Origin of the sequence: Agarivorans sp. Toyoura001 (assembly GCF_005405585.1) — a bacterium.
Classification (GTDB): domain Bacteria; phylum Pseudomonadota; class Gammaproteobacteria; order Enterobacterales; family Celerinatantimonadaceae; genus Agarivorans.
On the sequence record NZ_BJEQ01000021.1, the window covers coordinates 20,565 to 46,934 of the forward strand.

Consider the following 26,370-nt stretch of genomic DNA (forward strand, 5'->3'; position numbering starts at 1 on the left):
CTTAGTTGAGCGCTTCTAGTTCTTGCTCAGCAAGTTTGAATTGTTCGATTCTCGCCTGAATGCGCGCTTGTTCGAGATTATTTTTAGTCAGGTTATAGGCGCTGTGTAGCTCATCAATGGCACGCCGATAATCTGAATGTAATGATAAGTACTCTGCCTGCGCCGTATGACTAGCAGCTAAGTTATTTAGTCTTCGCTGAGTACGGCTTAATTCACCCCATCCAAGAGCGTCGTTAGGCTTCTCGCGTAAATAGCGGTCAAGGGTTTTTGCGCCATCTTCAAACTTACCGTTTTCGCTGTAAGCATGAGCAAGGTTAAGTACAATGACTTGGTTATTAGGGTAACGAGTTTGCGCTACTTTAAGCCGCTTAATGGCAGAATCGTATTGTTTAAGCGCTAGGTCGATATCAGTTTGTGTATCGATAATAAATAAGTTGTCTGGATGACGCTTGGCGAGATCATCAATAACCGTTTTTGATTCTTGGTATTTTCCCATTCCAAATAATGCCAGGGATTTACCGTAAAGCGCTGCGTCTTCAATCCGGTATTCTTTTCGCTGAATAACCCGTTGGTAGTACTCAAGGGCGTCAGCAGGCGACAATGTGCCGTGACGAACAATAATTCGTGACTTAGCCAATTGAAAAGACAGGGAGGGCGCAACATATCGATTAGGGTATTGATTAGCGCGTGCTCGGGCTTCACTTACTCGTGTTTCTGGAAGAGGGTGAGTAATTAACATTTGTGGTGGCTTGCTGGCATAGCGATATTTTTCTGACAGCTTACCGAAAAAGTTTCCCATGCCACTTGGATCGTAACCGGCCTTTGCTAAGGTTCTTAAGCCGATGCGGTCTGCCTCAAACTCATTTGCACGGGTATAGTTTATTGAGTTTTGTACGCCCGCTGCCATGGTGGCTTGCAGTGCTGCAATACCTGCTACGGGGTTAGCTAAGCCTAACAATAATGAGCCGAGCATACCTGCCATTGAAAGGTTTTGTGCCGCCGCTTGGTTTTCAATACTGCGCGCAATATGGCGCTGAGTAACGTGAGCTATTTCGTGAGCAATAACAGAGGCAAATTCACTTTCGGTTGCAGCGTATAAAAACAAACCAGTATGAATTTTCACGTAGCCGCCAAGAAAGGCCGCTGCGTTAATTTCGTTATCGGTAACTAAAAAAAAGTTAAATGGTGTACGTACGGCATCAGCTTTAGCAACCAGTTGGTTGCCTAACTCAGTGACATATTCGGACAATACTGGGTCGTTGGTCATACGGCTACTGGCGCGAATAATGCGCATATAGGCATTGCCGTAGATAATTTCTTTATCGATGGTGAGCGCCGATGCCCCAGCAGTACCGATTTCTGGTAATTGATTATTGGCTGACATGAGCGGGGCATAGCAAAATAGTATGCTTGCCATAAGAAATTGGGCGAGACGCGTCATTGATTTCCGATAACTTTCCATATGTATCGCGAGAATACCCCGATTTTGTTTGTTATTCAAAAGCTATAAATTGAGTCCTGAACAATAGCCTGTAATAATGGCATGGTTATTTTATGGTAATTATTACAAATGCTTTGCCTCGATTTCCAAGAACACCAGTGTCCCTATCCGTTATTGGAGAGTAAGCTTTGGCTTAAACGGGCTCAAATTGGTGACCAAATACAATTGTTGTTAGGTGATAGTGGATCGCGTAGTGATATCCCCAAGTATTTTCGTCGACTAGGGCATGCTGTAACTATTGAGCAAAATGAACATCGCTTTAGTGTCACCATTACTGTCCAACCCTTAAAGGATTAAAGCTGTAACTATGTTTAAAGTCTTATCTAACTGGTACCACCGCATGTTCTCTGATCCGGAAGCGGTGGCCATGGCCTTAGTATTAGTCATTGGCTTTGTGCTTTTGTACTTTTTTGGCAACTTGCTCGCACCGTTACTAATTGCATTGGTTTTGGCTTATTTATTGGATTGGCCTGTAAGTTATTTGGCGAGCCATGGCTTTAGGCGTGGATTGGCGACGGCCTTGGTACTATTGGTGTTCTTCTTGATTGCTACCTTTACTGTGCTACGAGTGCTACCCACAGTGTGGAGCCAAGGTATGAACCTAGTGGCCGAATACCCAGTTATGCTTAACAGCAGCCAGCAGTGGTTAGAGTCTTTGCCGCAGCAATATCCAGAGTTTATTGATGGGGCATTGGTAGAAAGTGTTGTCGATAATGTACGAACTCGCTTAATGGGCATGGGAGAACAGGTTTTACAGTCTTCTTTTTCTTCAATTGTTAACTTAGCAACCGTGTTGGTTTACAGCGTATTAGTGCCATTAATGGTGTTTTTTATGCTGAGCGATAAAAAAGTACTGTTAAGCAGTGTGACTCGTTTCTTACCTAACGACCGTCGCTTGTTAACCCAAGTGTGGTCAGAGATGAATGGCCAAGTGATTAACTATATTCGTGGTAAAGCTATAGAGATCCTCGTCGTGGGCGGTACCAGCTATATTGTATTTGCGGTGATGGATTTACGTTATTCGGCATTACTCGGTGTGTTAGTGGGGCTGTCAGTTCTGATTCCTTTCATTGGCGCGTTTGCGGTAACGCTACCTGTGGCGATGGTTGGTTTGTTTCAGTGGGGTTTAAGCCCGCAGTTTGGCTACCTAATTTTGGCTTATGGGATTATCCAAACCATTGACGGTAACGTATTAGTACCGATTCTTTTCTCTGAAGCGGTTAACCTGCATCCTTTGGCCATTATTGTAGCGGTATTGGTTTTTGGTGGTTTGTGGGGGTTTTGGGGCGTATTTTTTGCCATTCCACTGGCTACATTAGTAAAAGCAGTGATGAATGCATGGCCGCATGAAAAAGTTGAAGAAGTTGAGGAAGAGCTTCCTCAACCTTAAATGAATAAGCTTACCCAGCTAGATAATCGAGCACTACTTGGTGGTGCTCTTTAGTCTTGAATTTGTTAAACACGTGCTCAATCTTGCCTTGCTCATCAATTAAAAAGCTAATTCGGTGAATACCGTCATATTCTTTGCCCATAAACTTTTTGAGGCCCCAAACGCCAAACTGATCAGCTACCGCATGGTCTTCATCAGAGAGTAAATCGAAGTTGAGTTGATGTTTTTCAATAAACTTAGGTAAGCGTTTTACTGGATCTGGGCTCACTCCAAATACCACAGTATTGGCATCTTTAAGTTGTTCAATACTGTCTCGTAAACCACAAGCTTGAGTGGTACAGCCTGGTGTTAAGGCTTTAGGGTAAAAATAGACTAATACTTTTTTACCCGCGTAGTCGCTAAGCTTAATGCGTTTCTCGTCTTGGTTTGCTAGGTCAAATTGCGGTGCTGCCGCTCCAGCCGTCAATGTGTTCATCGAAGGTTCCTTGTTTAATGATGCTTAGTTTGACAAAAATTGCAGGTCGAATTGTTGGCTGCCTAACTCTTGGCACAATTGAGCAAATTCTTGTTCAATAATATTTGGTTGATGCTCTTGATTTAGCTTTACTTCAAATTCAGCATGAAGCATTTCCAATCCTTTCTCGGTAAAAAGATTAGACTTTAAGCCCACCATACTCATATTGTGATCGCTAATAAACTGGGTCACTTTGCTAATCACGCCAGTAGCATCGGGTAAGGTCAGTTGCAAAACGGCGGCATGAGAATAATCGATCAGTGTATGGCGTGATGTTTTCTTCATTACTGTGAGCAATTGCAGCTCAAGTGCAGTTACTGGCAAGTGAGTTTCTATTTGCACAATCGCGTTATGCGTACCAGATACCAGCATAATGAGGGTAAACTCGGAGCCAAACAAGGCCATACGACTGTCTACAATATTACAGCCACAACCTGAAACCAATTGGGTTAATTGATTCACAATGCCCGGGCGGTTGCTACCAACCGCTGTAACTACAAGGTACTGACTCATATTCTTTTTTGTATGCTTTGCAAGATTTAGAATCTCAGGATACTTGCTTAAAGAAGGGATTTCTAGCGGATAAGAACTGAGGGAGTATTAAAAGCGGAGTTTGTATCAAGCCCTTACGGTTTTCGCCTTGTGTTTATGAAAGTGGCTAAGTAGTATAGCGCCCTTACTCTGGATAGTTTTCGCTGGACGAAACCGTTTACCAGTTCATGTTTTAGTTTGTAAATGTAGTGGGATATGCAACTAGTTTCTTTTCAAACGATGAAAGTCGTGTTTTTTGGCAGCCTAGTGGCCACCCTTGCCGCGTGCTCAAGTTCCGGCGAAAAAAATCGCCAAGCCGAACGTAATTTTGATTACCTAGAGGCCACTCAAATAGAGCCTTTAGCTATTCCAGCGGGCGTTAACCCTCCTGAATATAGTTCTGAGTTTGTAATCCCTGAACCTAAACCTGACAGTGAAGAACTGTTTGGTCGAGAAGTTGATGTACGTGCGCCGGTGCAGGTTATTCCGCTTATTGCTGGGAGTCGTATTGAAGATACGGATGATGGGCTGATTTTTTGGTTTGATATTTTACAAGCAGAATCAGCCGTTGAAACTCAGTCCACCATGATGCAAACCATTAGTGACTACATTGCTTACCGTAAATCAACGGTTGTTCAACGAGATGATCAACAAGCTTTTATTGCCTCTGATTGGTTGGTTGACCGCGAAACGGTTGAAGGTAACTGGTGGCTTTTTTCTAGCGATACGGTAATGGAACAACGTCAAAAGTTTACTTACCAGTTAGATGTTAAACCGCATGGTCGAACTGCTGGTTTACGCGTTAGCTTTATCGATGGTGAAATTTATCGAGACGGTAACGATGAAGCACTAGAGCTTGATGATTTTGATAAACAGCGTTTGGCTGTGGTTGAACTTAATCGTTTAATTGGCTACGTAAATGACCGTCGCGAAGAGTTAGAAGCCCAATTAGCCGAGCAGCGCGAGCAAACTCGTATTGCCGCAATGAGTGAAACTGAAAAAGAGCAGCTATTCGACGAAACCGTAAGCTTGGTTTTGGTTAACGATAGTGGAGCCTCTTACTTTAAAGCGCGCGCAGACATGGATAAAACCATGAAGCGTTTGCGTTTAGTATTGCCATTGGCTGGTTTTACCATCACAGACTACATTGCAAACTCAGGTAGCTTATACCTCACTTACGAGCGTCCTCCAGAGCAAATATTAGAAACCTATGGTCTAACTACCATGGAGTTTGAAGAGAAAGATTATTTATTCACTGTGGGATCTAACGGTAATGTTACGCAAATTACCTTAGCAGATGCTGAAGGAGTGGTGCTTAAACCAGGTGAGGTTAAAGCCTTATATCCTTATCTAGCGATTCTAATGAAGATGGGCATTGATACCAGCGATAGCTTGTCACGCTAATAACACTAGTCGATTAAGCCGAAACAAAAAAGGTCCCACATGGGACCTTTTTTCTTATACTGAGTATGAGCTTTTTTGTAAATTATTGTTTTTACTTTACAGCTCTATCGAACAGTAAAATTCTTTTTGTTTCTTAGTGTGGCACTTATTCCTGGTAATTAAGTCGTAGCTGAAGTTAAAGACCAAGCTCTGCGAGTCATACTGTATATGGAGGTACAATGATGAAAGCAATTTTAGCGGTTAGTATTTTACTCGCGTTAAGTGCGTGTAGTAATAGTCAACATAAGGGAGCTAGCAATGCCCCTGAAGGTCAGCAACCATTAAGCCAAGAGCAAAGTGGCCTAATTCAAGAGGTTGAGCCCAGTCACTCTAGTGTTGATACTATCGGCGCAAATGCCGATACCAGTGATGTACATATGTCGAGTATCGAGCCAGAAGTAGAAGCTATGTTTGAGCAGCTTATTGTGCAAGCGGTTGCCGATGGAGATCATCAAAAGGCATTAAGATTTGTTCAAGATGCAGAGCAAGCTGGCTCTATCAAAGCCAGGAAAATTTACGAGGACGCGGTAAAAGCTCAACCTTAAGTTCAACTTTTATGTCGGCATCAACGTGACTCTGATTACACCATGTTGATATAGGTTACTTGGTATCTAGAGGTTCTCTAGGTATCTTGCTTTTGATTATTCGATTTAAGCGCAGCAGCCTGTATCGATAGGAATTAACATCAGAGCAAATCAAGGCGGGCTGTTTAAACAGTCAGTTTACTGTTCGTCTTGCTCTTCTCTTAAGTCAGCTTTACGGTTGTTTTGTTCGATCTTTTTACGTAGCTCTGGAGTGATGTTAAAGCTGCCCATATGCCTCAACATCATGATGTTTCCAGCAATAAAACCGAGCACTAATACAATGATCAAAATAACATATGGGGTACTCATTTAGGCCGCCTTTGCTAATCGCTCAATCAAGCTACTATTTTGTGTAAGTTTACACTGGATATAAAGCTAAGCACCGTTACGACTAACAATAATTGTGCGGGTGGTGGTGATTTCTTAAATAAGGGCACTAACCACAATAGGGTTGCAGCCAGTAATAGCGTACTCATTATTACAAACTGTTTGACCAAAGTGCTATTTTCATCAAGCTGGCCACTGGTGAGTAAGTATATACAAACGCAAATCAGACTTACCATTGTTGCAGCTAAACCTACAAATGGAAGCAATTTGTCGAAACTGGTGAGTCGATGTTTAGCCTTAACCATTAGCCAGTTGGCCATTGCCACAGCACAAGCAGTAAAGCTAAATACCATTAAGGCATGTTGACTTAGTATGTAAGCTGCACTTAATAATAGCGGAGCCCCCATTGCCCACCAATAGGTGAGTGGCAAGCTACGCTTATGTTTCAGTTTATTGAGCTTAAAACTCAAGACCCAGCCTAAAAATGCACTGATAAATACTAATACCACTAAACCAATAGCTTGCTGGCTTTCATAACCACTTAAGGCCGCTAAAGTAATAAAGCTCACTAAGGTACTTAATTGGCGCTGGATACGGCCGGTTTGCCCTGGGCAGAGTTCGCCTTTATGCAGTACTAGCATAAGCAATAAGAAAGCTAAGGCTGAACAGCTAACCAAGCTAACAAATAAGGTTGAGTACAAACTGGGCATTAGTTCTCCGGTGAACAGATGTTAGTAACATATTGGCTAAATATGCTATCGATATGAAGTTTGATGGTGTTAAGGCCAGCAGCGTCAGCCGCTTGTAAGTGACTGAGTGCTGTCTCAGCATTTAAGTCTTTGAGTAATGCGGCACTGGTTTGCTGGTGGCTTAAATGCCAAGGCTCAAATTCTACGCCGCCTTGAAATTGCCGATAGGGATAAAAGAAACCGTGTTCTGCAGCATGCTTTTCTAGCCATAATGCCAAAGGGTATTGGCTACCTCCAAGAGTATACTCTTGAGGAATCAAGCTTAAAGATTGGTTAGGTGCCAGCAAATCAGGGTTGTAAAAATCGAAATCACAACCCCAGTGGTGACGACTGGTGCCAGGCAAAGCCGACCAGCGTAAAATGGCATGCATTTTTTGCTCGTCGCTTAAACTAGCCAAGTTTAAGGCTTGGCTATCTTTATCAAGTATCGGGCGTAAACCATTCCACTTGTTATTCCAAATAAGCAATTGCCTATGGAAGTCTCTATAGCCGCTAAAAATGCATAAGTTGAAGCCATCTTGTTTCGCAGCTTCAATTAAACTTTGCAAGCTATCTAGCACTGCACAATGAATCCAGCCTAAAGTAGGTTCATTCTGCATTAAGTCCTTACTTAGTCCGTAAAGACCTAAGTGCTTAGACGCATTGCTCATTATTTGCCTAGTACATTAACTAAAAGCTCGTAGTACATGTCTGTAAGCTGTTCTAAATCAGCTACTTTTACGCACTCGTTGACTTTATGAATGGTGGCGTTAATTGGCCCAAGCTCTACCACTTGAGTACCCATTTTTGCAATGAATCGACCATCTGAGGTACCACCAGTGGTGAGTAACTCGGGCGCTGTTTTAGCTACTTTAGTTACCGCTTCGCTAACCGCTGTTAGAAAGTCACCTTCTTCAGTTAAAAAAGGTTGGCCGTTATAGGTCCAATCAAGTTGGTAATCTAAACCGTGGCTATCAAAGATATTATGTACACGCTTCACAATGTCTTGGTCGGTAAGCTCAGTTGAATAGCGGAAGTTAAATTGTACGTCTAATTCGCCTGGAATAACGTTTGAAGCACCGGTACCCGAGTGAATGTTGGCAATTTGAAAACTGGTAGGTGGGAAAAATTGGTTACCGTTATCCCAGTGCATTGCTGCGAGTTCAGCCAAAGCCGGCGCCGCATCATGAATCGGGTTTTTAGCCAAATGAGGATAGGCAACATGGCCTTGAATACCCTTAACCGTAATATCACCAGTGAGTGAGCCACGACGGCCATTTTTAACAACATCACCTACGCGATGAGTAGAAGAAGGCTCGCCTACTAAACACATATCAATAATTTCGTTACGCGCCATTAATGTGTCTACCACGCGGGTAGTTCCATTGATAAATGGCCCTTCTTCATCAGACGTAATCAAGAAAGCGATAGAGCCTATATGATCGGGGTAATCTGCTACAAATCGTTCGGTAGCAACAACCATTGCGGCTAGCGAACCTTTCATATCTGCTGCACCGCGGCCATGTAATACGCCATCAATAACCGTTGGCTCAAAAGGGGGGGTATGCCATTTTTCTGCAGGGCCAGGTGGTACTACATCTGTGTGGCCAGCAAAGCAAAATAGCGGGCCAGTGTTGCCTCTGCGCGCCCACATATTGGTGGTATCTTCAAATACCATTTCTTCGATGTTAAAACCTGCAGGGCTTAGGCGGTCAGCCATCAATTTTTGGCAATCACAATCTTCAGGGGTCACTGATGGACGGCTGATGAGATCTTTGGCTAAATGTAAAACGGGGCTATCAGACATGTAAATTACGCTTCCGGAAAAAAGAGTTGTTGGTAAAGATCGGCTTTAAAGCCTAGAGTGAAATTTTGCTCTACTTGCAGCAAGGGGCGTTTTATCATTGCCGGAAACTGCTCTAGTAGATCAATCGCAGCGCTTTCGTCTAAACCCGCTTTTTGCTCATCACTTAGTTGTCGGTAAGTGGTACCGCGTTTATTGAGTACAGCTTCCCAACCCAACAGTTTGCACCACTGGCCAATTTGTTGTTTAGTGACTCCGTCTTTACGGTAGTCGTGGAAGGTAAATTCGATGTTGTGTTCGCTTAACCAACGGCGGGCTTTTTTTATTGTGTCGCAGTTGGGGATGCCGAACATAACGATATTAGACGCTGACATGTAAGTTCCCTTTTTATATTTTGGCTAAGAATACCAGAGCTAGCAGTAAAGCTCATTGGGCAATTAAGTTTAAGCGGGGAAATAAATTAACATCAGTAAATTTAAGGCAAAAAAAACCACGCAATTAAGCGTGGTTTTTAACAGTAGCGAGCGCTTACTTAATAATAGTAAGTACTGGCGTTTCGGCAATGGTGACAGAGCCTGATTTTTTCACTAACTCTTTAATCTCATCCATGTTAGAGATTACCACTGGAGTAAGCGTTGATTTTGCTTTTTCTTCTAGCAAGGCTAAATCAAACTCGATGATAACATCACCTTGTTTAACGTCTTGACCTTCAGATGCGATACGGGTGAAACCTTCGCCTTTCAGCTCAACTGTATCAATACCAAAGTGAACGAACATCTCGATACCGTCAGTTGATTCCAACGAAAATGCATGGTTAGTTTCGAAAATTTTACCAATGGTCCCATCACAAGGTGCAACCATTTTGTTGCCGGTAGGTTTAATCGCGATGCCATCACCAACGATTTTTTCAGCAAATACTACATCAGGCACTTCTTCAATAGGAACAATTTCGCCAGATAGTGGGGCGATAATATCGATACCGCTTTTGCTTGAACTATCATCTGAAACCATTTTCTTGAATTTGTCGAATAGACCCATTGTGGCGCTCCTAAATTCTTATGTATTGTGCAGTTGCAACTATCTTAACAGACGGAATTTTGTTTAACAAAAGTGTCAACTAACGTTTCAATCTCAGCGGCTGTAGGCAGCGCTAATGCTTGGTCGGCTAATTGCTTCACTTCAGCATAATTTGAATTACGGATCAGTTTTTTGATCCGAGGTATAGAAATGGCACTCATTGAAAATTCATCCAGTCCCATACCCATTAATAACAAAGTAGCGGTTTCATCACCGGCTAATTCACCACACATGCCTGTCCACTTGCCTGCAGCATGAGACGCGTCGATAACCTGTTTAATCAGAGTTAACACCGCTGGAGACATTGGGTTGTATAGCGCAGAAATAAGTTCGTTACCTCGGTCAACCGCTAGAGTGTACTGAGTTAAGTCGTTGGTTCCAATACTAAAGAAGTCTACTTCCTTAATTAAATGGTGAGCAATAGCTGCAGCTGCCGGTGTTTCAACCATTACACCCACTTCAACGTCTTCATCGTAAGCAATACCTGCTTGGCGAAGATCAGCTTTAAGGGTATCTAGTACGCCGTTAAGTTTGCGGATTTCTTCAACCGACACAATCATCGGGAACATAATACGCACTTTACCAAACGCAGAGGCGCGAAGCAGCGCACGCAACTGTGCGTTCATAATCTCTTCACGGTCGAAAAAGATACGAATGGCGCGCCAGCCCAGGAATGGGTTCATTTCTTTTGGAAGATCTAAGTAAGGCAGATCTTTGTCGCCACCAATATCCATAGTACGGATAATAACAGGGTGGCCTTGCATTGCTTCTACAACGGCTTTGTATGCTTCAAACTGCTCATCTTCAGTTGGCAGAGAATCGCGGTCCATAAACAAGAACTCTGTGCGGTAAAGACCAACACCTTCTGAACCGTTGCGATGTGCACCGTCTACATCTTTAATGGTACCAATGTTGGCACATACTTCTATTTGGTGACCGTCTAAAGAGATCGCCGGTAAGTCTTTTAACTTGGCTAACTCAGCTTTCTCATCCAAGTAGGCTTGCTGGCGCTGCTTATAAGTGGCTAACTGTTCATCGCTGGGATTAATTACTACTTCGTTATTGATGGCGTCTAACGCAATAGTGTCGCCATTTTTCACTTGCTGAGTAATATCGTTAGTACCCACAATTGCGGGTAACTCTAATGAGCGAGCCATGATTGAGGTGTGCGAAGTTCGTCCGCCGATATCGGTAACAAAACCCAGCACTTTATCGAGGTTTATTTGTGCTGTTTCAGACGGCGTTAAATCATTAGCTACCAATACCACTTCTTCAGTGATAGTGCTAAGCGACACGATTTCGATACCGAGAATGTTTTTAACTAAACGCGAACCAATATCGCGGAAGTCGGTCGCACGCTCTTTTAAATAGGGGTCATCTAATTCGGCTAGCATTTGCGCATTTTGCTCAATAATGGTGTGAGCGGCTTTGTCTGCACTAGCCAAATTGTCTTTGATGCAGGCTAGAATTTCTTCTTCAAGCTCTTCATCTTCTAACAACATGATATGGCCTTCGAAGATTGCTTCTTTCTCTTCGCCGAAGGTTTTACCTGCCATTTGTTTAATTTCTTCGAGCTGCGCCGACGTTTTGTTTCTGCCGTCGAAAAAGCGTTGTACTTCGCTGTCTACTTGCGCTGCATCGATCTTTGCTTGATTAATAACTACTGCTTGCTCAGCAAGTAATAGTGCTTTACCAAATGAAATTCCTGGAGATGCCAGAATACCTGAAATCATAACCTACACCTATTTAGTTGAACTTGTTAAAGGATTGTAAAAAAGACTTATTCAAGTTCATCCATTAACGCAACTAGCTTTTCAACGGCTGCTGTTTCGTCTTCACCTTCAGCACGAATAACAACGCTAGTGCCTTTAGTTAGGCCTAGGGTTTGTAGTTTGAACAAGCTTTTAGCGCTTGCAGATTTACCATTGCTTTCTACTACGATGTCGCTAGAAAATGCTTTGGCTTCTTTAACGAATTGAGCCGCAGGGCGAGTATGAAGACCATTTTCTGCAGTGATAACAACACTTTTCTCAAACATACGAACATTCCTCAAATTTAAATTATGTCGTCTAAAGATTGATATAAGCTTAGACGTTTATTAGTAAAACGTTTTCGTGAAAAAAATAACGCATATCGCGAGCGATAAGTTTAACCTGCGTCAAATTTTCAGGCTAAGTTGTACTGTGTTACGTTAAATTACATAGCTTGTTAGCTATTAAGTATATGTAATTATTGTATTTATACTAATTTGTCGAAGTGAACAATGTATCTGTTTTGATACCTTTTGTTACAAACAGATACATTGTAAAGCTCAGTTTTCAGCGGTTTTGAGTATAGTTTTTGCGTTTTTGTTGCACAAGTCGTCTTGGTTAATTTTCTATGGAAATAAAGTTTCTCTTGCAAAAAAAAAGCGACCCATCACAGGATCGCTTTTTATCGCTTGCTTTGAGAAATATTTACTGAACGTTCTCTTGTTCAGTAAAGGTGTCAGCAAACAAAGCACTTGATAGGTAGCGCTCGCCAGAACTTGGCAGAATAACAACGATGTTTTTATCTGCATACTCTGGTTTTTCAGCAATGCGATTCGCTGCTACAACTGCCGCACCAGAAGAGATACCAGCCAAAATGCCTTCTTCTTCCATTAAGCGCTGAGCCATTGCAATCGCGTCTTCATTGGTGACTTGCTCAACCACGTCAACCATTTCCAAATCTAGGTTACCAGGGATGAAACCTGCACCAATACCTTGGATTTTATGTGGACCAGGCGTTAAGTCTTCACCCGCTTTAGCTTGAGCAATTACCGGTGAATCTACTGGTTCAACAGCAACAGAAGTAATGTTTTTACCTTGCTCTAGCTTAATGTAACGGCTAACACCTGTAATAGTGCCACCCGTACCAACACCGGCTACCAATACGTCAATCTCACCATCGGTATCTTCCCAAATTTCTGGGCCTGTGGTTTTTTCGTGGATCTCTGGGTTAGCTGGGTTATCAAATTGGCCCAGTAAAACATATTTTTCTGGGTTGCCATCGCGAATTTCTTCAGCTTTGCCAATAGCGCCTTTCATACCTTTAGCGCCTTCAGTCAATACTAAGTTGGCACCAAGTGCTTTCAGTAACTTACGGCGTTCTAGGCTCATGGTGTTAGGCATGGTTAGGGTAATTGGGTAACCGCGAGACGCAGCAACAAACGCAAGTGCAATACCGGTGTTACCGCTAGTTGGTTCAATGATTTCTTTACCTGGACCCAACAAGCCTTTTTTCTCTGCATCCCATACTAGGTTTGCGCCAATACGACACTTAACACTGAAGCTTGGGTTACGGCTTTCTACTTTAGCTAATACGTTGCCTTTACTTACACGATTAAGGCGAACTAGCGGAGTACGACCGATAGTCAGGGAATTGTCTTCATAAATCTTACTCATTGAAACGTCCTTTTTAGGTTAATACGCTTGCTACAATCAGTGGTTATTAGCACTAAGCAGCATCACTGTTATTACTAGCATAACGCGCGATTTGCGAAGGGGAAGTAACGTTTATTTATAACGTTATGTAATTAAGAGATAAATTGATATGCCCTGATGCACAGACATGTTTACTTTTTGTGACGCTAAATAAGTGAGTTGTCGGGCGAGTTTTTCTAGCACGTATTAAAATTAGTTATAGTATAAACCTATAGCGAACATGGAATTAACGTAGACAAAAGGGCAAAGCTAAATGGTTAAAGTCGCTCGATTAGCTAGCAAACATTGGATTGTGGCATTGGTATTGTTTTCTATTTATGGCATTCAAGTGTGCCCTTTTTTAGAAGCACAAACCCCGTTGCAATTGTTGTTACCTATCGTGCTGGGCTTTATGTTTACCTTGTTATTACGCCGTATTTTCTGTTTGCGGATTGAGAGAAAAGCCAAAGAGTTACAAGTAGCGGCTCAATTTAAACTCGATCTGGCCTTATTCATGTTCATTAGCGTGATAGTGGTGACGTATAACAGCCTAATGTTTGAACCTCCTTGGGAGTCAAACTTAAAAGTAATCATGGGCTTAAGCGCATTGGGTTTCTATATCGCTGCCGATTTGGCGTTACTTAAAGAATGGCAAATAGCCTTAGAGTTAGAGGAAACGCAGCAACACTTGGCCATTCAGGCACAGGGCTTTGCTGTGGGGAGAAAGCTTTCAGTATTTGCAATAAGCAGTGCCTTTGTTTTAGCGGGTGTTATCTTTTTGGTGATTAATAAAGATTTGGAGTGGCTGGTTATGGTGGGCAGCGAGCGCTACCCCCTGCCGCTTGCTCAGCGATACATTGTTACTGAGTTAGCCTTTGTATTGGCGGTGGTAATGGCTTACGTTATTAGAGTGATTTTTTCTTACTCAAGAAACTTACAGCGGTTATTAGAGAATCAAAATAACAGCTTAGCGATGGTCCAAAATGGTCAACTGGATACGCAAGTTACCGTTAGCAGTAACGATGAGTTTGGCATTATTGCTCAGCGTACCAACACTATGATTAGCAGCTTGCAGCGCAGCACCCATTCTTTGCATCAAACTCGTGATATTGCTATTCACAGCCTTGCTTCGTTGGCGGAAACCCGTGACAACGAAACCGGCGCCCATATTTTGCGTACTCAATATTACGTGAAAGCTTTAGCCGAAGAACTGAAACACCAGCCAGGGTTTGTTGAGCTACTCACAGAGCAAAATATAGAATTGATTTATAAATCTGCACCCTTGCACGACATTGGCAAGGTAGGGATCCCTGATGCGATTTTGCTGAAACCTGGCAAGTTAGACGATGAGCAATGGTTGGTTATGCGCCAGCATCCACAAATAGGCGCTAATGCATTGGCTGAAGCTGAGCGTCATTTTGGCAGTGAAGATGCGGCGTTTTTAAAGTTTGCTAAAGAAATTGCTTTATCTCACCACGAGAAATGGGATGGTAGCGGCTACCCGCATGGAGCTGCAGGCAGTGATATACCGCTAAGTGCGCGATTAATGGCCTTAGCCGATGTATACGATGCCTTAATCAGTAAGCGGGTGTACAAGCCTGCGTTTTCTCACGAGAAGGCTAAGCAAATAATATTGGAAGGCAAGGGCAAGCATTTTGACCCAGCAGTGGTAGAGGCGTTTTGCCGTTGCGAGCAGCAATTTGTAGGGATTGCTGCTCAGTACCAAGACAAACCAGGACAAGCAGCTTAGTCGGTGTAAACCACTATAGACACCCGGTAACGGTCCCGTTTTGGGCTACGCTCTACGGTGTACACGGAGTAGTGGGTCGCGTTTAGCGTGGCGGCCCATTCCACGGCGTCTTTTTCTGCAAGATCTAAATCTAACTCACTTAAAAAGGTTTTTTGCGCCACTTTACTTAAGTTCATCTCTTTGGCGTCGCCGTAAGATATTTTTTGTAAGACAGTGTTAGCCATTACAGAGTGTGTGCCCAGTACACTTAGGCTTAACAACAGGCCTGATAATAAAAATGATTTTGCTTTCATGTTATTTTTCCTCAACCAGCTGCTTGCGATAAACATCAACCCAAATCGCAGTGGCACCACATACGGCTACCGGCATAATAATTAAATTTAATAAAGGTACGGTACTACAAAATAAAACGATCGCTCCAAAACCACTGTTACGAATTCGATCCTGTTTTAGATGGTCACGCATTGTGTCGAAGGGAATGCGATGGTTATCAAAAGGATAATCAATGTACTGGATACTCATCATCCAGGCGGTAAATAAAAACCACAAAACAGGTGCGACGGTTTGGCCAATCGCAGGGATTAAAAACAACAATAGCAGCCCAAGTGCTTTAGGGAGCCAGTACCATAGTTTTTGCAATTCACGAGAGAAAATTCGCGGTAAGTCTTTGATTAAATCAACGAAAGACATATCGTCAACTTTTTTTCCGCTTAGGTGTAATTCTACTTTTTCGGCCAGTAAACCGTTAAACGGCGCGGCTATCCAGTTACCAATAATGCTAAAGGTAAAACCAAACACCATTAAAATCGCAATTATGGCGCTTGGCCAAATTAACCAACTTAACCAATCTAACCAGCTTGGTAGGTAATCCATTATTTGTTGTACCCAGCCACCGAGCTGTTGGTACAAAAAGACAAACGCGCCACCAAATAACAAGATGTTAGCTAACAGGGGAATCATTACAAATAGTCGCAAACCGGGTTGAGTAATTAATTGAAAACCTTGTGCGATGTATGAAATTCCGCTGCGAGAGGCTAGCGAACTCTGCGTCATTGTTGTGATCCCTCGTTTGTTTATGGACGCCTATATTACAAAGCGTTGATAGCTCTGGTAAAGTCTTGCTTTACAATAGCAACAAATTAAAGCAAACCAGTTTATGCGCTTGAAGCAAATCCGCCTTGCCGGGTTTAAGTCTTTCGTTGATCGAACCACCATTCCTTTCCCTACCGATATGACCGCCATTGTTGGGCCAAATGGCTGTGGCAAGTCTAATGTGATTGATGCCGTTCGTTGGGTGTTAGGAGAAAGCAATGCCCGCCATTTGCGTGGTGGTGCGATGACCGATGTAATTTTTAATGGTTCTACTAAGCGTGCGGCTGTGTCTAAAGCCATGGTTGAGTTGATTTTTGATAATCAGCAAGGCCGCATTGGCGGTGAATACGCCAGCTACAGTGAAATCGCGGTTCGTCGAGAAGTCACTCGAGATGGCCAAAACATCTATTTATTAAACGGTGCTAAATGCCGTAAACGTGATATTACTGACTTGTTTTTGGGTACTGGTTTAGGCCCTCGTAGTTACGCGATTATTGAGCAGGGCATGATTAGCCGCTTAATCGAATCGAAACCTCAAGAACTGCGGGTATTTATTGAAGAGGCCGCCGGTGTATCTAAATACAAAGAGCGCCGTCGCGAAACCGAGCTACGAATAAAACATACCGATGAAAATATTCTACGGCTTAGAGATATTGAATCTGAACTAGGGCAACAGGTAAACAAACTTAAAACCCAAGCTCAGGCGGCTAAGCGCTATCGCCAGTATCGCGCCCGACATCGCGAGCTAAAAGCGCTGATGTGCTTGCAAGAATTAAGACAGCTTGACGCCAGTATTGATGGCAGCAGTGAAACTAATGCCCAAGCTGAGCAACTGCAACGAGTTGAAGAACACAGTATTACTCAAGCTGAAAATCAGCTGACAATACTGGCTAATAATATTGCCGAGCAGCAAGAGCTCGTGCAGCGTTTACAGCAGCAAAGTTTCGAATTAAGAACCGAGCTGGCCAAGCTTGAGCAGCAGCAATTACATACTCAGCAACAGCAGAACCAATCTGAGCAAAGCCGTATTCGCAATACTCAGCAGCAACACGAGATTAAGCAAAACCTCGATGATTTAGCAGAACAGTTAGCGGTTGAGCAAGAAGCCTTGTTGGAGCAGCAAGAGCAGTTAGCGTTACAACAACAAGTACTGTTAGAGCTAGAGCCGCAACTAGAAGATGCCGAGCAAAATAGCGCTAGCAAGCGCGAACAGCAAGCCAGCAATTTGGCCGCGAGCCAACAAGCACGCCACGCCATTGAACAGCTTCAAGCTCAACTTCGTCATAGCCAACAAATGCAGCAACGTCATCAACAGCAAATTGCTCAGTTGCAGCAACAGTTGAGTGGTTTAGCGAGTAACAACGACACGGTAGTTGAAGAACTGAGTAGCAAACTCAGCGCCGCAGAACCGCAATTACAAGTTCTAGAACAAACGTTAGAAGAGTTGGAACGGGCTAAATTAGTCAAGCAGTCAGAGCTGCAATCTAGCCAGCAACAGCGTCAGCAATTGTCCTTACAATACACTGCCGAACAGACGCGTTTGCAAGGCGTAGATAAGTTGTTAGCGCAAGTAGAAACGAGTGCCACACATCCGTTAATTGATGTATTGAGGGTTAAAGATGGTTGGCAATTAGCGGCAGATGTGGTGTTAGCTAAGTGGTTACAAGCAGAGTGGTGCGAAACCTTAGAACCGAACTTTCCGCTGGCATTATGTCCACCTCTTCATGGGGGCGAAGTTAGCTTTGCCGCAGAGCTTACGCATTTGCAGAGTTTAGCGCAGCAGCTTGAGCAAGTAGATTTGAGCTATTTATGTGGGCAAGTGCTGGTGGTGGATTCCCTAGAAGAGGCTTTTGACTTACGTGAGCATTTAAGCGCTGAACAATCTCTTATTACCGCCAACGGCGAGTGGTTAGGCCGTTACTGGCAGCAACTTAGCCCACCAAGTTATCAACATTCACTCTTGAGCTTGCAGCAAGAACGTTCAGAGCTAAGTGCGAAGTTAACTGAGTTGAATGTCGCTAAGCAGCAACTTGTAGAGCAGCAAACTGAGTTAGAAGCTGAGCAAAGCAAGATAACCCAACAAAACACGCGCGCCAGTAGTGATTTACAACAACTGCAGAACCAGGTGTCGGACTGGCGCAGCCGCTTGGCGTTGTTACAGCAACAGCAAGCATTTGCTAAACAACAGCGTGAGCAACTAGAGCAACAAATTGAAGACTTGGCTATTAACCTAGAGCAAGACCAAGAGTCACAGTTGCAACTTGAAGAACAGTTAGACACCCAGTTAGAAGCATCTCAAGATGAACAACATCAACAACAAATGTGGCAAGAGCAAGCCGAGCAAGCAGCTTCGCTAGTCAAACAGTTTCGCGCTAGTTTTCAGCAGCAACAATCAGCTAATCATCAATTGCAATTAGCTATTGGTCAACAGCAAGCAAAGTGCCAAACCCAACTCCAGCAACAAAGCTATCAGCAGCAAAAGTTACAGGATTTAGCTTTGCAGCTTAGTTTGGAGCCGGAGGAGCACAGTGAACAGCTTGAGTTGTTAGCCGAACAAATTGAGCAGTTGCTTGAGCAAAGTTTACTGCTTGAAGAACAGCAAACCGAAGCAAGCGAGATTCATCAGCAATCGCTTACTCAGCAACAAGCTATGCAACAGCAGCTTAAAGACGCGCAAGGCCGATTAAAGCAATTGCTAGAGCAAGGTACTGAGCAGCGAATTCAACAGCAAAGTTTGTTAGCTCGGCGAACCGTATTGCTCGAGCAATTAGCAGAGCAAGGGGATAACCTTAAGCACTTAGAACTGTCGTTACCAGAGGCCAGTTTAGAAGAAGACTACGCGGCTGAATTAGACCAAGTAGATGCCCGGCTTAAACGCATGGGAGCAGTGAATCTAGCAGCCGAAGAAGAGTTTGATCAGCAAAATGCGCGTTATCAAGAATTGACTGCTCAGTTAACTGATTTAGAAGCCGCTATTGAGGTCCTTCGTGCAGCGATAGCTAAAATTGATCGCCAAACACGCTCAAAATTTAGCGAAACTTTTGCTAAGGTAGATGCTGATTTACAAGAGCTTTTCCCCAAAGTGTTTGGCGGAGGCAAAGCATGGTTGGAATTATCGTCTGATGACTTACTTGAAACAGGCGTTACCATAATGGCTCGGCCTCCTGGTAAAAAGAATGCTAGCATTAGTTTGTTATCGGGTGGGGAAAAAGCACTCACGGCATTGGCATTGGTTTTTGCTATATTTCGCTTAAATCCTGCGCCATTTTGTATGCTAGATGAAGTAGATGCCCCCTTAGACGAAGTAAATGTGGGACGTTTTGCGGATTTAGTGCATAGTATGTCTGATACGGTACAATTTATATTTATCAGTCACAATAAAGTGACGATGGAAAAGGCCTCGCAGCTTGCGGGGGTAACAATGCAGGAGCCAGGTGTATCACGCTTGGTAGCAGTGGATATCGCAGAAGCGATAGCCATGGTTGAATAATAGCTTTAGAGAACAGTTAAATGCAGGAATTGCGCATCGTACTTATCGTTGTTGGTATCATTTTAATTATTGCTTTGCTCGCCCATGGTTTTTGGAGCAGTCGCAAACAACGACCTGAAAAACTGGTTAGTCCCAAGCAAAAATCAGGGACTAAAGAATCTATACAAGGCCGTGATGACCAAGGCTTTGATGACTTAGGTGTAGGTCAAGCGCGGGTGATCGGTGATCCAATTGACGATGCCATCTTAGATAGCGATGTAGCCGAACCACTTTCTCAGCCACTGCCTAGCCATGCTAAGCGTGAACCTGAAGTGGCAGAGCCAGTGCAACGAAAAGAGCCTGAGTTTCATTTTTCAGCGGTTGATGAAGCGCCAGAAATTGCTGATGATCAAGGCTTATCAGGATTAGAATCTGAGCCTCACACTAAACCTAAACAAGCCACTCAAACAGAATTAGAGCCTGAACTTGAGTTTGCTTTTGATATGGATGAGGCAAAAGATACTGTGGCTGAACCGGTGCTTGAAGAAAGTAAAGCGGTGAAAGATCCTAATGCCCCAGACGATGTTTTTATTTTAAATGTGATGGCACAAAGTGGCCGTTTTTTGAAAGGTGGCCCCTTACTGGCCAGCCTAGAAAAAATTGGCTTACATCACGGTGATATGGATATTTTTCATCGTCATCTAGATAACAGTGGTACTGGCCCGATTATTTTCAGCTTAGCCAACATGGTTAATCCAGGTACTTTCGATATTAATGCCATGGACCAGCTTGAAACACGCGGCGTGAGTATTTTTATGACGGTACCGTGTAAAGGCGAACCGACTAAAAACTTTGCCTTGATGTATAACGCGGCGATGACCCTCGCTAAAGATTTAGATGCGATTATGTTGGACGATCAACGTAACCCGCTGACCAAGCAAACCGTTAATCATTATGAGCAACGTGTTCGCGAATACGAGCGTAAGCAGTTGCTCGTAAACTAATAAATTGACACCATTTTAAAGCCTTTCCAAGTTAAGCTTCGGGAAGGCTTTTTTATTTAAAGGTCTCCTATGGACAAGCCAGAACAACAGATTGAGCAGCTAATCGCTCAGCTTGAGCATTACAATTACCAATATTATGTACTCGACGAACCCTCGGTTCCTGATGCGGAATACGACCGTGTATTTCGTGAGCTAAAAGCCCTAGAAAAACAGCATCCTGCTTTATTGCGCAGTGACTCACCGACTCAACGAGTGAGCGGCGCGCCGCTATCTGCTTTTGACCAAGTGCAGCACGAAATGCCAATGTTGTCTCTAGATAATGTGTTCAGTGAAGAAGAATTGAAAGCATTCAATAAGCGACTACAAGAGCGTTTAGTGACTGCTGACGACATAACCTACTGCGTGGAACCAAAGTTAGATGGTTTAGCGGTAAGCATACTTTATGTTGATGGTGTTATGGTTCAAGCCGCCACTCGCGGAGACGGAAGTACGGGGGAAAATGTAACGGAAAATGTGAAAACAATTCGTTCTATTCCCTTGCGTTTACGCGGCAGGGATTGGCCAGCAAGACTAGAAGTACGTGGTGAAATTTTCATGCCTAAAGCGGGTTTTGAAAAACTTAACCAGCTAGCAAAAGACAAAGGTGAAAAAGCCTTTGCTAACCCACGTAACGCGGCTGCGGGCAGTTTGCGCCAGCTAGATTCACAAATCACTGCCACTCGACCCTTAGCGTTTTATGCTTACTCGTTGGGCGTAATGAGTGAAGACTTAAGTGATAGTCACTACAATAACTTACAAACTATTAAGTCTTTTGGCTTGCCAGTATGTCCAGAGATTAAAACAGTTGTGGGTAGCCCGGCATGTTTTGAGTATTTCCAAGCGATTGGTGACAAACGTAATGCCTTGGCTTATGAAATAGATGGGGTGGTGTACAAGGTAGACTCAATCAAGTTGCAGCAGCAGCTAGGCTTTGTAGCTCGTGCGCCGCGCTGGGCAACCTCGCATAAATATCCTGCCCAAGAAGAAATCACCTTACTGCGCGATGTTGAGTTTCAAGTGGGTCGTACCGGTGCTATTACTCCGGTTGCGCGTTTAGAGCCGGTGTTTGTAGGCGGTGTAACGGTGAGTAACGCCACCTTGCACAATGCAGATGAGATTGAGCGCTTAGGTGTGCGTATTGGCGATAGCGTCATTGTGCGCCGAGCTGGTGATGTGATTCCACAAGTTGCTGGGGTGATATTGGATCGCCGCCCAGAAGACGCCAAAGAAATTACCTTTCCTCAAACTTGTCCAGTATGTGACAGCGCGATCGAGCGAATCGAAGGCGAAGCGGTAGCGCGCTGTGTGGCGGGTTTACGTTGTGGTGCCCAACGCAAAGAAGCGCTAAAGCATTTTGTGGCGCGTAAAGCCTTAGATATCGACGGTATTGGCGATAAGCTGGTGGAGCAACTGGTAGACGAAAACCTCTTAGAAACGCCACTCGACTTGTTCCATTTGCAGCAAAAGCGTGATGTATTGATGCAACTAGAGCGTATGGGTGAGAAATCGGTAGAAAAGCTATTAGCAGGCATTGAAGCCGCTAAGCAAACCAGTTTAGCGCGCTTTATATACTCGCTAGGGATTCGCGAAGTAGGTGAGGCAACAGCCGCGAATCTAGCCCAACACTTTAAAACGCTAGAAGCGATTGAGGCGGCAAGTGTGGAGCAACTACAAGATGTGCCAGATGTTGGTGAAATTGTGGCTAAGCATATGCGTTTCTTTTTCACGCAAGAGCAAAATGCACTGTTAGTGAATGACTTAGCCCAACAACTTAGCTGGCCGGTGATTGAAGAAGTGGCAAGCGAAGACTTAGCGATGAACGGCAAAGTAATTGTGTTAACCGGTACGCTTAGCCAACTAGGGCGCAGTGAAGCTAAACAGGCGCTGCAGGCTTTAGGCGCTAAAGTTACTGGCAGTGTATCCAAGAAAACAGACATTGTGATCGCCGGAGAAGCGGCGGGTTCAAAGCTGGCTAAAGCACAAGACTTAGGCATTGAGGTGTGGGATGAACAACAGCTAGTAGACTTACTGGCTAAGTAACAAAGCTCCTTTAAAGAGACTGGCGCCTGTAAGCTATTGTTTAAGTATTGATGATGTAAGGCCTTATTATTGTTAATAAGGCCTTTTTTAATGGTTATTGCTGCTCATGCAAGGTTCAGCCTAGTCAAACTATTCAACTACGCTTAGTTATCCCTCCTTTAAATAAAGCCATTCACATGAGCCAATTTGATTCCTTATTACCACCGCAAATGGCAGAAAAAGCTGCTGATGTTGGGGTGAGCAAAGCTACTAAAGATCCACTCAAAGCGTTTATGTTGGCATTAACTGCAGGGGCGCATATTGGTATCGCTTTTGTGTTTTACACCACCGTTACCACTGGCGCGGGAGAGTTCCCCTGGGGTTTTACTCGCTTGATCGGCGGCTTGGCGTTTAGTTTGGGCTTAATTTTTGTGATTATCACCGGAGGTGAGTTGTTTACGAGCTCGGTGCTTACCTTAGTGGCGAGAGCTAGCGGCAAAATCTCCTGGAAAAGCTTGTGTGTTAATTGGTCTTTGGTTTATTTGGGCAACTTGGCCGGCGCATTCATCTTGGTGGTATTGATGTTACTTACCAAGCAATACACCTTTGCCGATGGTGAGGTGGGGATAAATACCATGCGGATTGCTCAACACAAATTACATCATGATTTTTCACAGGCCGTAGCCTTGGGCATTATGTGCAATGTATTGGTGTGTATTGCTGTATGGATGACCTTTAGTGCACGCAGTTTAACCGATAAAGTCATGGTGATGATTCTGCCAGTGGCGATGTTTGTTTCCGCTGGCTTTGAGCATTGTATTGCCAACATGTTTCAGGTGCCCATGGCGATAGGGATTAAAACCATAGCTGGGCCAGGGTTTTGGCAAGTTACGGGTTTAAGTGCCGCCGATTTTGCCGATCTCACGTTTAGTAACTTCATCGTAAATAACCTCATTCCTGTGACTCTTGGCAATATCATTGGTGGCGGAGTATTTGTTGGTTTAGGTTACTGGCTCATTTATTTGCGTAGGCCTTAAGGTGTCGCTCTGCAATGCCAAATGTCGGTGCTGGTGTGCATCATTAGTAAGCAAATATGCCGGGCAACTATTCAAAGAGGCTTTTAATGGTGAGGTAAAGCATCAGTTAATTGGCCGTTTGGTCAAATAAACGCTAATTAAACCAGCAGATAGCGCTAGTAGCCTGAATGTTAAGGTGGTTTGGTGTATATTTTGCTTTGATTATTCATTGCTAGATATTACTGTTGTTAGCGTTTTAGGTTGCTTATGTCTGTACTTTCCCCAAATAGTGTTTTTACTTCATTACAACAAGACGGCCCATTTGCGGTGAATCGCGATGCTGTCACGGTGCATCCGTTTTCAGTGTCGGTGCGTACTTGGGTAAAACGCTTGCAGCAAGACAGTAATAACGTTTCAAAGTATCGAGCGTTGCGCAGCCAAATCTTTGAGTTTTTGGGCATTGATAGTTTTCAGCAAATTCAAACCTTAATCACCGATACAGAACAGCGTAAGCAACGCAGTGAGCGCGCCCTATTTTTGTTAGGCAATATGTTTGGCATTAATGGCAACTTAAACGAAATTGAAAACCGTATTGATGAATACGCGCGTACAGCTGATGCGGTTATCCATTCGATTAAAGGCAAAATTCTCTCGCCTTATGCTTCACACATTGAAAATACCAACGAAATTGAAGTCACCAACAACCCAGTAGAGTTGTTGTTGATCATGTTCAACGACGAGTACCATAAAAAAGCCCGCTTTGAAGCGCGCCGCAAACTCATATTAATGACCCTTGCAGGCAGTATTGAGCAACGTGAAAGAGAAACTGAGATTGAAGAGAAATTTTCAGCATTCTTGGCATTTTTAAATGGTTATGTATGGAGTAGCGAGCTGAAAATAGGCGAGTTGGATCCGGTTTATTTACATTCAAAACATCAGGCCGAAGATTACGCCTGCTCAGAGGTTAGCGTACTTAACCCGCAGCAAGCTAAGTTGGTACAAAGCAACCGATTCGAAAAGCTCACTTTGCTTAAACGGCGCAGTATTACCGTGGGTGAGCGTAAAACGCCGGTTTATGTTTCTATCCGTAAAAAACCGCCAGAAGCCAAAGTGCTTAAGTTATTACGCAAGAATCAAAAGAACCCAGCTGTTGCGGTAGATGATGAGCTCGGTTTAATGGCGGTGCTTGATTCAGTGAGCGATATTAAAACTTTTCAAAAGCACCTTACCCGTAGTGCTTCTCAAGCTAATTCGCTGATGGTGCTAGAAGATATCTCCGATACCCTCACCGACAGAACTGAGTATCGAGGCTCGGCGGTGGGGTCTAGCAATAAAACGCCAATGATGAAGTTTTTTGCGCGTTTAGGCGGTATGCGAGTCGAGTTTATTATTCACACTAACCGCACTTGGCTTAACTACATGTACCAGCAAGACGTGGCGCATAACGAGTATGAAGTGAAGCGTATGTTTGATACTGGGGTGATTGAATTACTGTTTCCTATGGATATATTTCATTTAAATCATCGTAAAACCCGCGACGAGATGATTCAGTTTTTTAGAAAACAAATCGAAGCATAAATTATTTTTGTCTCTATAGGTCTAGCAAGTTGCTAGGCCTTTTTTGTTGGTGCTGATTTTTGGCTAAAACTGTCGCTTTTGTTCAATCCTCGCAAGGTAAACTCAAATATTATTGCCGGGTAATCACAGACGAGTTAGAGCATAAACGCCATGTTAGAAATAAAAAAAATCGATGAAATAAATACTTTGTCAGCGCTAAAAGAACAATACTTCGCTAGCGCCAATAGCGCGTTAGATGGCATGTGGCATGTTGGTTTTGTTGGCATGTCGCAACACTTTGGCTTTTATGAAAACCAGCAACTGGTGGGGTATTGCTGCATTAATGATGACGCTTATGTGCTGCAGTTTTACATGCTAAAAGGTTATGAAGCGAGAGCTCGAGAGTTGTTTACACTTATCGCACAAGGCAATAGTGCGATAATCGGCGAGCTTAAAGGTGCGTTTGTTAGTACTGCAGAAACGGCTTATTTAAGTTTGTGTTTAGACTGTTCCTCAAATTTTTCGGTGAACGCCTTTATGTACCAGTATGCTACTAATCAATCGGTATCTCACCCTCAGCTTTTAAGTTTAACCAAGGCGGGTGATGATCATTTAGCCTCATTTGTGGCATTCGCGGCCGAAAATATTGGTGCGCCAGAACAGTGGCTACAGAGTTACTATAGCAATTTGATTCAGCGACAAGAGCTGTGGGGCTATTGGCGTGATGGGCAGCTGTTGGCTAGCGGAGAGTGTCGCTTGTTCGACCAATGGCAAACTGAGTTCGCCGACTTAGGCATGATTGTAGCGAAAAGTGAGCGAGGACAAGGCTTAGCTGCAAGGGTGCTAACTACCTTAACACGAAGTGCTATAGAGCGTGGTTTATTGCCTATCTGCTCGACAGAGGCGAACAATATCGCTGCACAAAAAGCCATTGAGCGAGCAGGTTTAAGTTCGTCTCAGCGTATAATTCAGTTTGAGTTTGGCTAATCGAGACATCACCATAAGCCCTAAACAGCTATCGTGTTAATGAGCGAGTAGTACAAAGCGGTAAAATACGCGGCTGGTGTAGCGTAAAGTGAATA

The 26,370-nt window shown here is 43.7% G+C and carries 25 protein-coding genes; 11 read left to right on the forward strand and 14 right to left on the reverse strand.

Features of this window, described 5'->3' with window-relative positions; translation table 11 throughout:
* Position 1: 1 nt before the first annotated feature.
* Complete coding sequence (locus tag FFR00_RS18755) at positions 2–1,441, reverse strand: M48 family metalloprotease (RefSeq protein WP_137674951.1); 1,440 nt, start codon at positions 1,439–1,441, stop codon at positions 2–4.
* Positions 1,442–1,570: 129 nt separating this feature from the next.
* Between FFR00_RS18755 and FFR00_RS18760 the strand changes: the two genes are divergently transcribed.
* Both FFR00_RS18760 and FFR00_RS18765 read left to right on the forward strand, forming a co-directional pair.
* Positions 1,571–1,798, forward strand: coding sequence for a sulfurtransferase TusA family protein (locus FFR00_RS18760; protein ID WP_137674952.1), 228 nt, complete (start codon positions 1,571–1,573; stop codon positions 1,796–1,798).
* A 10-nt stretch (positions 1,799–1,808) separates the two neighbouring features.
* Entirely contained in the window at positions 1,809–2,891 is a 1,083-nt protein-coding gene (locus FFR00_RS18765; RefSeq protein WP_137674953.1) for an AI-2E family transporter, read from the forward strand.
* Positions 2,892–2,901: 10 nt separating this feature from the next.
* On the opposite strand, the gene bcp is transcribed toward FFR00_RS18765, so the two are convergent.
* Both bcp and FFR00_RS18775 read right to left on the reverse strand, forming a co-directional pair.
* Complete coding sequence (bcp, locus tag FFR00_RS18770; protein WP_137674954.1) at positions 2,902–3,366, reverse strand: thioredoxin-dependent thiol peroxidase; 465 nt, start codon at positions 3,364–3,366, stop codon at positions 2,902–2,904.
* 24 nt (positions 3,367–3,390) lie between these two features.
* Positions 3,391–3,918: a glycine cleavage system protein R gene (locus FFR00_RS18775; RefSeq protein WP_137674955.1), complete on the reverse strand. Its 528-nt coding sequence runs from the start codon at positions 3,916–3,918 to the stop codon at positions 3,391–3,393.
* Between the two features lie 234 nt (positions 3,919–4,152).
* Here FFR00_RS18775 and bamC point away from each other — a divergent pair, with 234 nt between their 5' ends.
* On the forward strand, positions 4,153–5,340 hold the full coding sequence (gene bamC / locus FFR00_RS18780) for an outer membrane protein assembly factor BamC (RefSeq protein ID WP_137674956.1): 1,188 nt from the start codon (positions 4,153–4,155) through the stop codon (positions 5,338–5,340).
* A gap of 218 nt (positions 5,341–5,558) precedes the next feature.
* Positions 5,559–5,924: a hypothetical protein gene (locus tag FFR00_RS18785; protein WP_137674957.1), complete on the forward strand. Its 366-nt coding sequence runs from the start codon at positions 5,559–5,561 to the stop codon at positions 5,922–5,924.
* A gap of 177 nt (positions 5,925–6,101) precedes the next feature.
* Here the strand turns inward: FFR00_RS18785 and FFR00_RS18790 are convergent, their stop codons facing one another.
* The 9 genes from FFR00_RS18790 to cysK all read right to left on the reverse strand — a co-directional run bounded on the left by FFR00_RS18790 (position 6,102) and on the right by cysK (position 13,324).
* The gene (locus FFR00_RS18790) at positions 6,102–6,272 is read right to left on the reverse strand and encodes a DUF2897 family protein (RefSeq protein ID WP_137674958.1); all 171 of its coding nucleotides are present in this window, start codon (positions 6,270–6,272) and stop codon (positions 6,102–6,104) included.
* Positions 6,273–6,298: 26 nt separating this feature from the next.
* A complete protein-coding gene (locus tag FFR00_RS18795) occupies positions 6,299–7,000 on the reverse strand; it encodes a hypothetical protein (RefSeq protein WP_137674959.1) in 702 nt (233 codons plus the stop codon).
* Positions 7,000–7,689 (reverse strand): M15 family metallopeptidase, encoded by a 690-nt coding sequence (locus FFR00_RS18800; RefSeq protein ID WP_137674960.1) that lies wholly within the window; start codon positions 7,687–7,689, stop codon positions 7,000–7,002. The genes FFR00_RS18795 and FFR00_RS18800 overlap by 1 nt, the downstream gene beginning before the upstream one ends.
* On the reverse strand, positions 7,689–8,825 hold the full coding sequence (gene dapE / locus FFR00_RS18805; protein WP_137674961.1) for a succinyl-diaminopimelate desuccinylase: 1,137 nt from the start codon (positions 8,823–8,825) through the stop codon (positions 7,689–7,691). The genes FFR00_RS18800 and dapE overlap by 1 nt, the downstream gene beginning before the upstream one ends.
* Before the next feature lie 5 nt (positions 8,826–8,830).
* Positions 8,831–9,196, reverse strand: coding sequence for an ArsC family reductase (locus FFR00_RS18810; RefSeq protein ID WP_137674962.1), 366 nt, complete (start codon positions 9,194–9,196; stop codon positions 8,831–8,833).
* 154 nt (positions 9,197–9,350) lie between these two features.
* Positions 9,351–9,860: a PTS glucose transporter subunit IIA gene (crr, locus tag FFR00_RS18815; protein ID WP_137674963.1), complete on the reverse strand. Its 510-nt coding sequence runs from the start codon at positions 9,858–9,860 to the stop codon at positions 9,351–9,353.
* A gap of 44 nt (positions 9,861–9,904) precedes the next feature.
* Entirely contained in the window at positions 9,905–11,632 is a 1,728-nt protein-coding gene (gene ptsI / locus FFR00_RS18820; protein WP_137674964.1) for a phosphoenolpyruvate-protein phosphotransferase PtsI, read from the reverse strand.
* 47 nt (positions 11,633–11,679) lie between these two features.
* Positions 11,680–11,937 (reverse strand): HPr family phosphocarrier protein, encoded by a 258-nt coding sequence (locus tag FFR00_RS18825; RefSeq protein ID WP_137674965.1) that lies wholly within the window; start codon positions 11,935–11,937, stop codon positions 11,680–11,682.
* Positions 11,938–12,355: 418 nt separating this feature from the next.
* Positions 12,356–13,324, reverse strand: coding sequence for a cysteine synthase A (gene cysK, locus FFR00_RS18830; protein ID WP_137674966.1), 969 nt, complete (start codon positions 13,322–13,324; stop codon positions 12,356–12,358).
* 292 nt (positions 13,325–13,616) lie between these two features.
* Between cysK and FFR00_RS18835 the strand changes: the two genes are divergently transcribed.
* The gene (locus FFR00_RS18835; RefSeq protein ID WP_137674967.1) at positions 13,617–15,092 is read left to right on the forward strand and encodes an HD-GYP domain-containing protein; all 1,476 of its coding nucleotides are present in this window, start codon (positions 13,617–13,619) and stop codon (positions 15,090–15,092) included.
* Here the strand turns inward: FFR00_RS18835 and FFR00_RS18840 are convergent.
* Together FFR00_RS18840 and cysZ are read right to left on the reverse strand one after the other, a co-directional pair.
* Positions 15,089–15,385: a hypothetical protein gene (locus tag FFR00_RS18840; protein WP_137674968.1), complete on the reverse strand. Its 297-nt coding sequence runs from the start codon at positions 15,383–15,385 to the stop codon at positions 15,089–15,091. The two genes, FFR00_RS18835 and FFR00_RS18840, sit on opposite strands and share 4 nt — an antisense overlap.
* A 1-nt stretch (position 15,386) precedes the next feature.
* A complete protein-coding gene (gene cysZ / locus FFR00_RS18845; protein WP_137674969.1) occupies positions 15,387–16,145 on the reverse strand; it encodes a sulfate transporter CysZ in 759 nt (252 codons plus the stop codon).
* A gap of 103 nt (positions 16,146–16,248) precedes the next feature.
* Between cysZ and smc the strand changes: the two genes are divergently transcribed.
* The 6 genes from smc to FFR00_RS18875 all read left to right on the forward strand — a co-directional run bounded on the left by smc (position 16,249) and on the right by FFR00_RS18875 (position 26,275).
* On the forward strand, positions 16,249–19,674 hold the full coding sequence (gene smc / locus FFR00_RS18850; RefSeq protein ID WP_137674970.1) for a chromosome segregation protein SMC: 3,426 nt from the start codon (positions 16,249–16,251) through the stop codon (positions 19,672–19,674).
* A 20-nt stretch (positions 19,675–19,694) separates the two neighbouring features.
* A complete protein-coding gene (zipA, locus tag FFR00_RS18855; protein ID WP_137674971.1) occupies positions 19,695–20,657 on the forward strand; it encodes a cell division protein ZipA in 963 nt (320 codons plus the stop codon).
* 69 nt (positions 20,658–20,726) lie between these two features.
* On the forward strand, positions 20,727–22,736 hold the full coding sequence (gene ligA, locus FFR00_RS18860) for an NAD-dependent DNA ligase LigA (RefSeq protein ID WP_137674972.1): 2,010 nt from the start codon (positions 20,727–20,729) through the stop codon (positions 22,734–22,736).
* A 176-nt stretch (positions 22,737–22,912) separates the two neighbouring features.
* Positions 22,913–23,752, forward strand: a complete 840-nt coding sequence (focA, locus tag FFR00_RS18865) for a formate transporter FocA (RefSeq protein WP_137674973.1) — start codon at positions 22,913–22,915, stop codon at positions 23,750–23,752.
* Between the two features lie 246 nt (positions 23,753–23,998).
* Positions 23,999–25,309 carry a hypothetical protein gene (locus FFR00_RS18870; protein ID WP_137674974.1) on the forward strand — a complete coding sequence of 437 codons (1,311 nt, stop codon included), beginning with the start codon at positions 23,999–24,001 and terminating at the stop codon, positions 25,307–25,309.
* Positions 25,310–25,459: 150 nt separating this feature from the next.
* A complete protein-coding gene (locus FFR00_RS18875) occupies positions 25,460–26,275 on the forward strand; it encodes a GNAT family N-acetyltransferase (protein ID WP_137674975.1) in 816 nt (271 codons plus the stop codon).
* Positions 26,276–26,370: the final 95 nt, after the last annotated feature.

Bases quoted from the DNA above. Each gene is read 5' to 3' on its own strand.
- FFR00_RS18755 (WP_137674951.1), bottom strand. From the start codon at position 1,441: ATGACGCGTCTCGCCCAATTTCTTATGGCAAGCATACTATTTTGCTAT.
- FFR00_RS18760 (WP_137674952.1), top strand. From the start codon at position 1,571: ATGCTTTGCCTCGATTTCCAAGAACACCAGTGTCCCTATCCGTTATTG.
- FFR00_RS18765 (WP_137674953.1), top strand. From the start codon at position 1,809: ATGTTTAAAGTCTTATCTAACTGGTACCACCGCATGTTCTCTGATCCG.
- bcp (WP_137674954.1), bottom strand. From the start codon at position 3,366: ATGAACACATTGACGGCTGGAGCGGCAGCACCGCAATTTGACCTAGCA.
- FFR00_RS18775 (WP_137674955.1), bottom strand. From the start codon at position 3,918: ATGAGTCAGTACCTTGTAGTTACAGCGGTTGGTAGCAACCGCCCGGGC.
- bamC (WP_137674956.1), top strand. From the start codon at position 4,153: ATGCAACTAGTTTCTTTTCAAACGATGAAAGTCGTGTTTTTTGGCAGC.
- FFR00_RS18785 (WP_137674957.1), top strand. From the start codon at position 5,559: ATGATGAAAGCAATTTTAGCGGTTAGTATTTTACTCGCGTTAAGTGCG.
- FFR00_RS18790 (WP_137674958.1), bottom strand. From the start codon at position 6,272: ATGAGTACCCCATATGTTATTTTGATCATTGTATTAGTGCTCGGTTTT.
- FFR00_RS18795 (WP_137674959.1), bottom strand. From the start codon at position 7,000: ATGCCCAGTTTGTACTCAACCTTATTTGTTAGCTTGGTTAGCTGTTCA.
- FFR00_RS18800 (WP_137674960.1), bottom strand. From the start codon at position 7,689: ATGAGCAATGCGTCTAAGCACTTAGGTCTTTACGGACTAAGTAAGGAC.
- dapE (WP_137674961.1), bottom strand. From the start codon at position 8,825: ATGTCTGATAGCCCCGTTTTACATTTAGCCAAAGATCTCATCAGCCGT.
- FFR00_RS18810 (WP_137674962.1), bottom strand. From the start codon at position 9,196: ATGTCAGCGTCTAATATCGTTATGTTCGGCATCCCCAACTGCGACACA.
- crr (WP_137674963.1), bottom strand. From the start codon at position 9,860: ATGGGTCTATTCGACAAATTCAAGAAAATGGTTTCAGATGATAGTTCA.
- ptsI (WP_137674964.1), bottom strand. From the start codon at position 11,632: ATGATTTCAGGTATTCTGGCATCTCCAGGAATTTCATTTGGTAAAGCA.
- FFR00_RS18825 (WP_137674965.1), bottom strand. From the start codon at position 11,937: ATGTTTGAGAAAAGTGTTGTTATCACTGCAGAAAATGGTCTTCATACT.
- cysK (WP_137674966.1), bottom strand. From the start codon at position 13,324: ATGAGTAAGATTTATGAAGACAATTCCCTGACTATCGGTCGTACTCCG.
- FFR00_RS18835 (WP_137674967.1), top strand. From the start codon at position 13,617: ATGGTTAAAGTCGCTCGATTAGCTAGCAAACATTGGATTGTGGCATTG.
- FFR00_RS18840 (WP_137674968.1), bottom strand. From the start codon at position 15,385: ATGAAAGCAAAATCATTTTTATTATCAGGCCTGTTGTTAAGCCTAAGT.
- cysZ (WP_137674969.1), bottom strand. From the start codon at position 16,145: ATGACGCAGAGTTCGCTAGCCTCTCGCAGCGGAATTTCATACATCGCA.
- smc (WP_137674970.1), top strand. From the start codon at position 16,249: ATGCGCTTGAAGCAAATCCGCCTTGCCGGGTTTAAGTCTTTCGTTGAT.
- zipA (WP_137674971.1), top strand. From the start codon at position 19,695: ATGCAGGAATTGCGCATCGTACTTATCGTTGTTGGTATCATTTTAATT.
- ligA (WP_137674972.1), top strand. From the start codon at position 20,727: ATGGACAAGCCAGAACAACAGATTGAGCAGCTAATCGCTCAGCTTGAG.
- focA (WP_137674973.1), top strand. From the start codon at position 22,913: ATGAGCCAATTTGATTCCTTATTACCACCGCAAATGGCAGAAAAAGCT.
- FFR00_RS18870 (WP_137674974.1), top strand. From the start codon at position 23,999: ATGTCTGTACTTTCCCCAAATAGTGTTTTTACTTCATTACAACAAGAC.
- FFR00_RS18875 (WP_137674975.1), top strand. From the start codon at position 25,460: ATGTTAGAAATAAAAAAAATCGATGAAATAAATACTTTGTCAGCGCTA.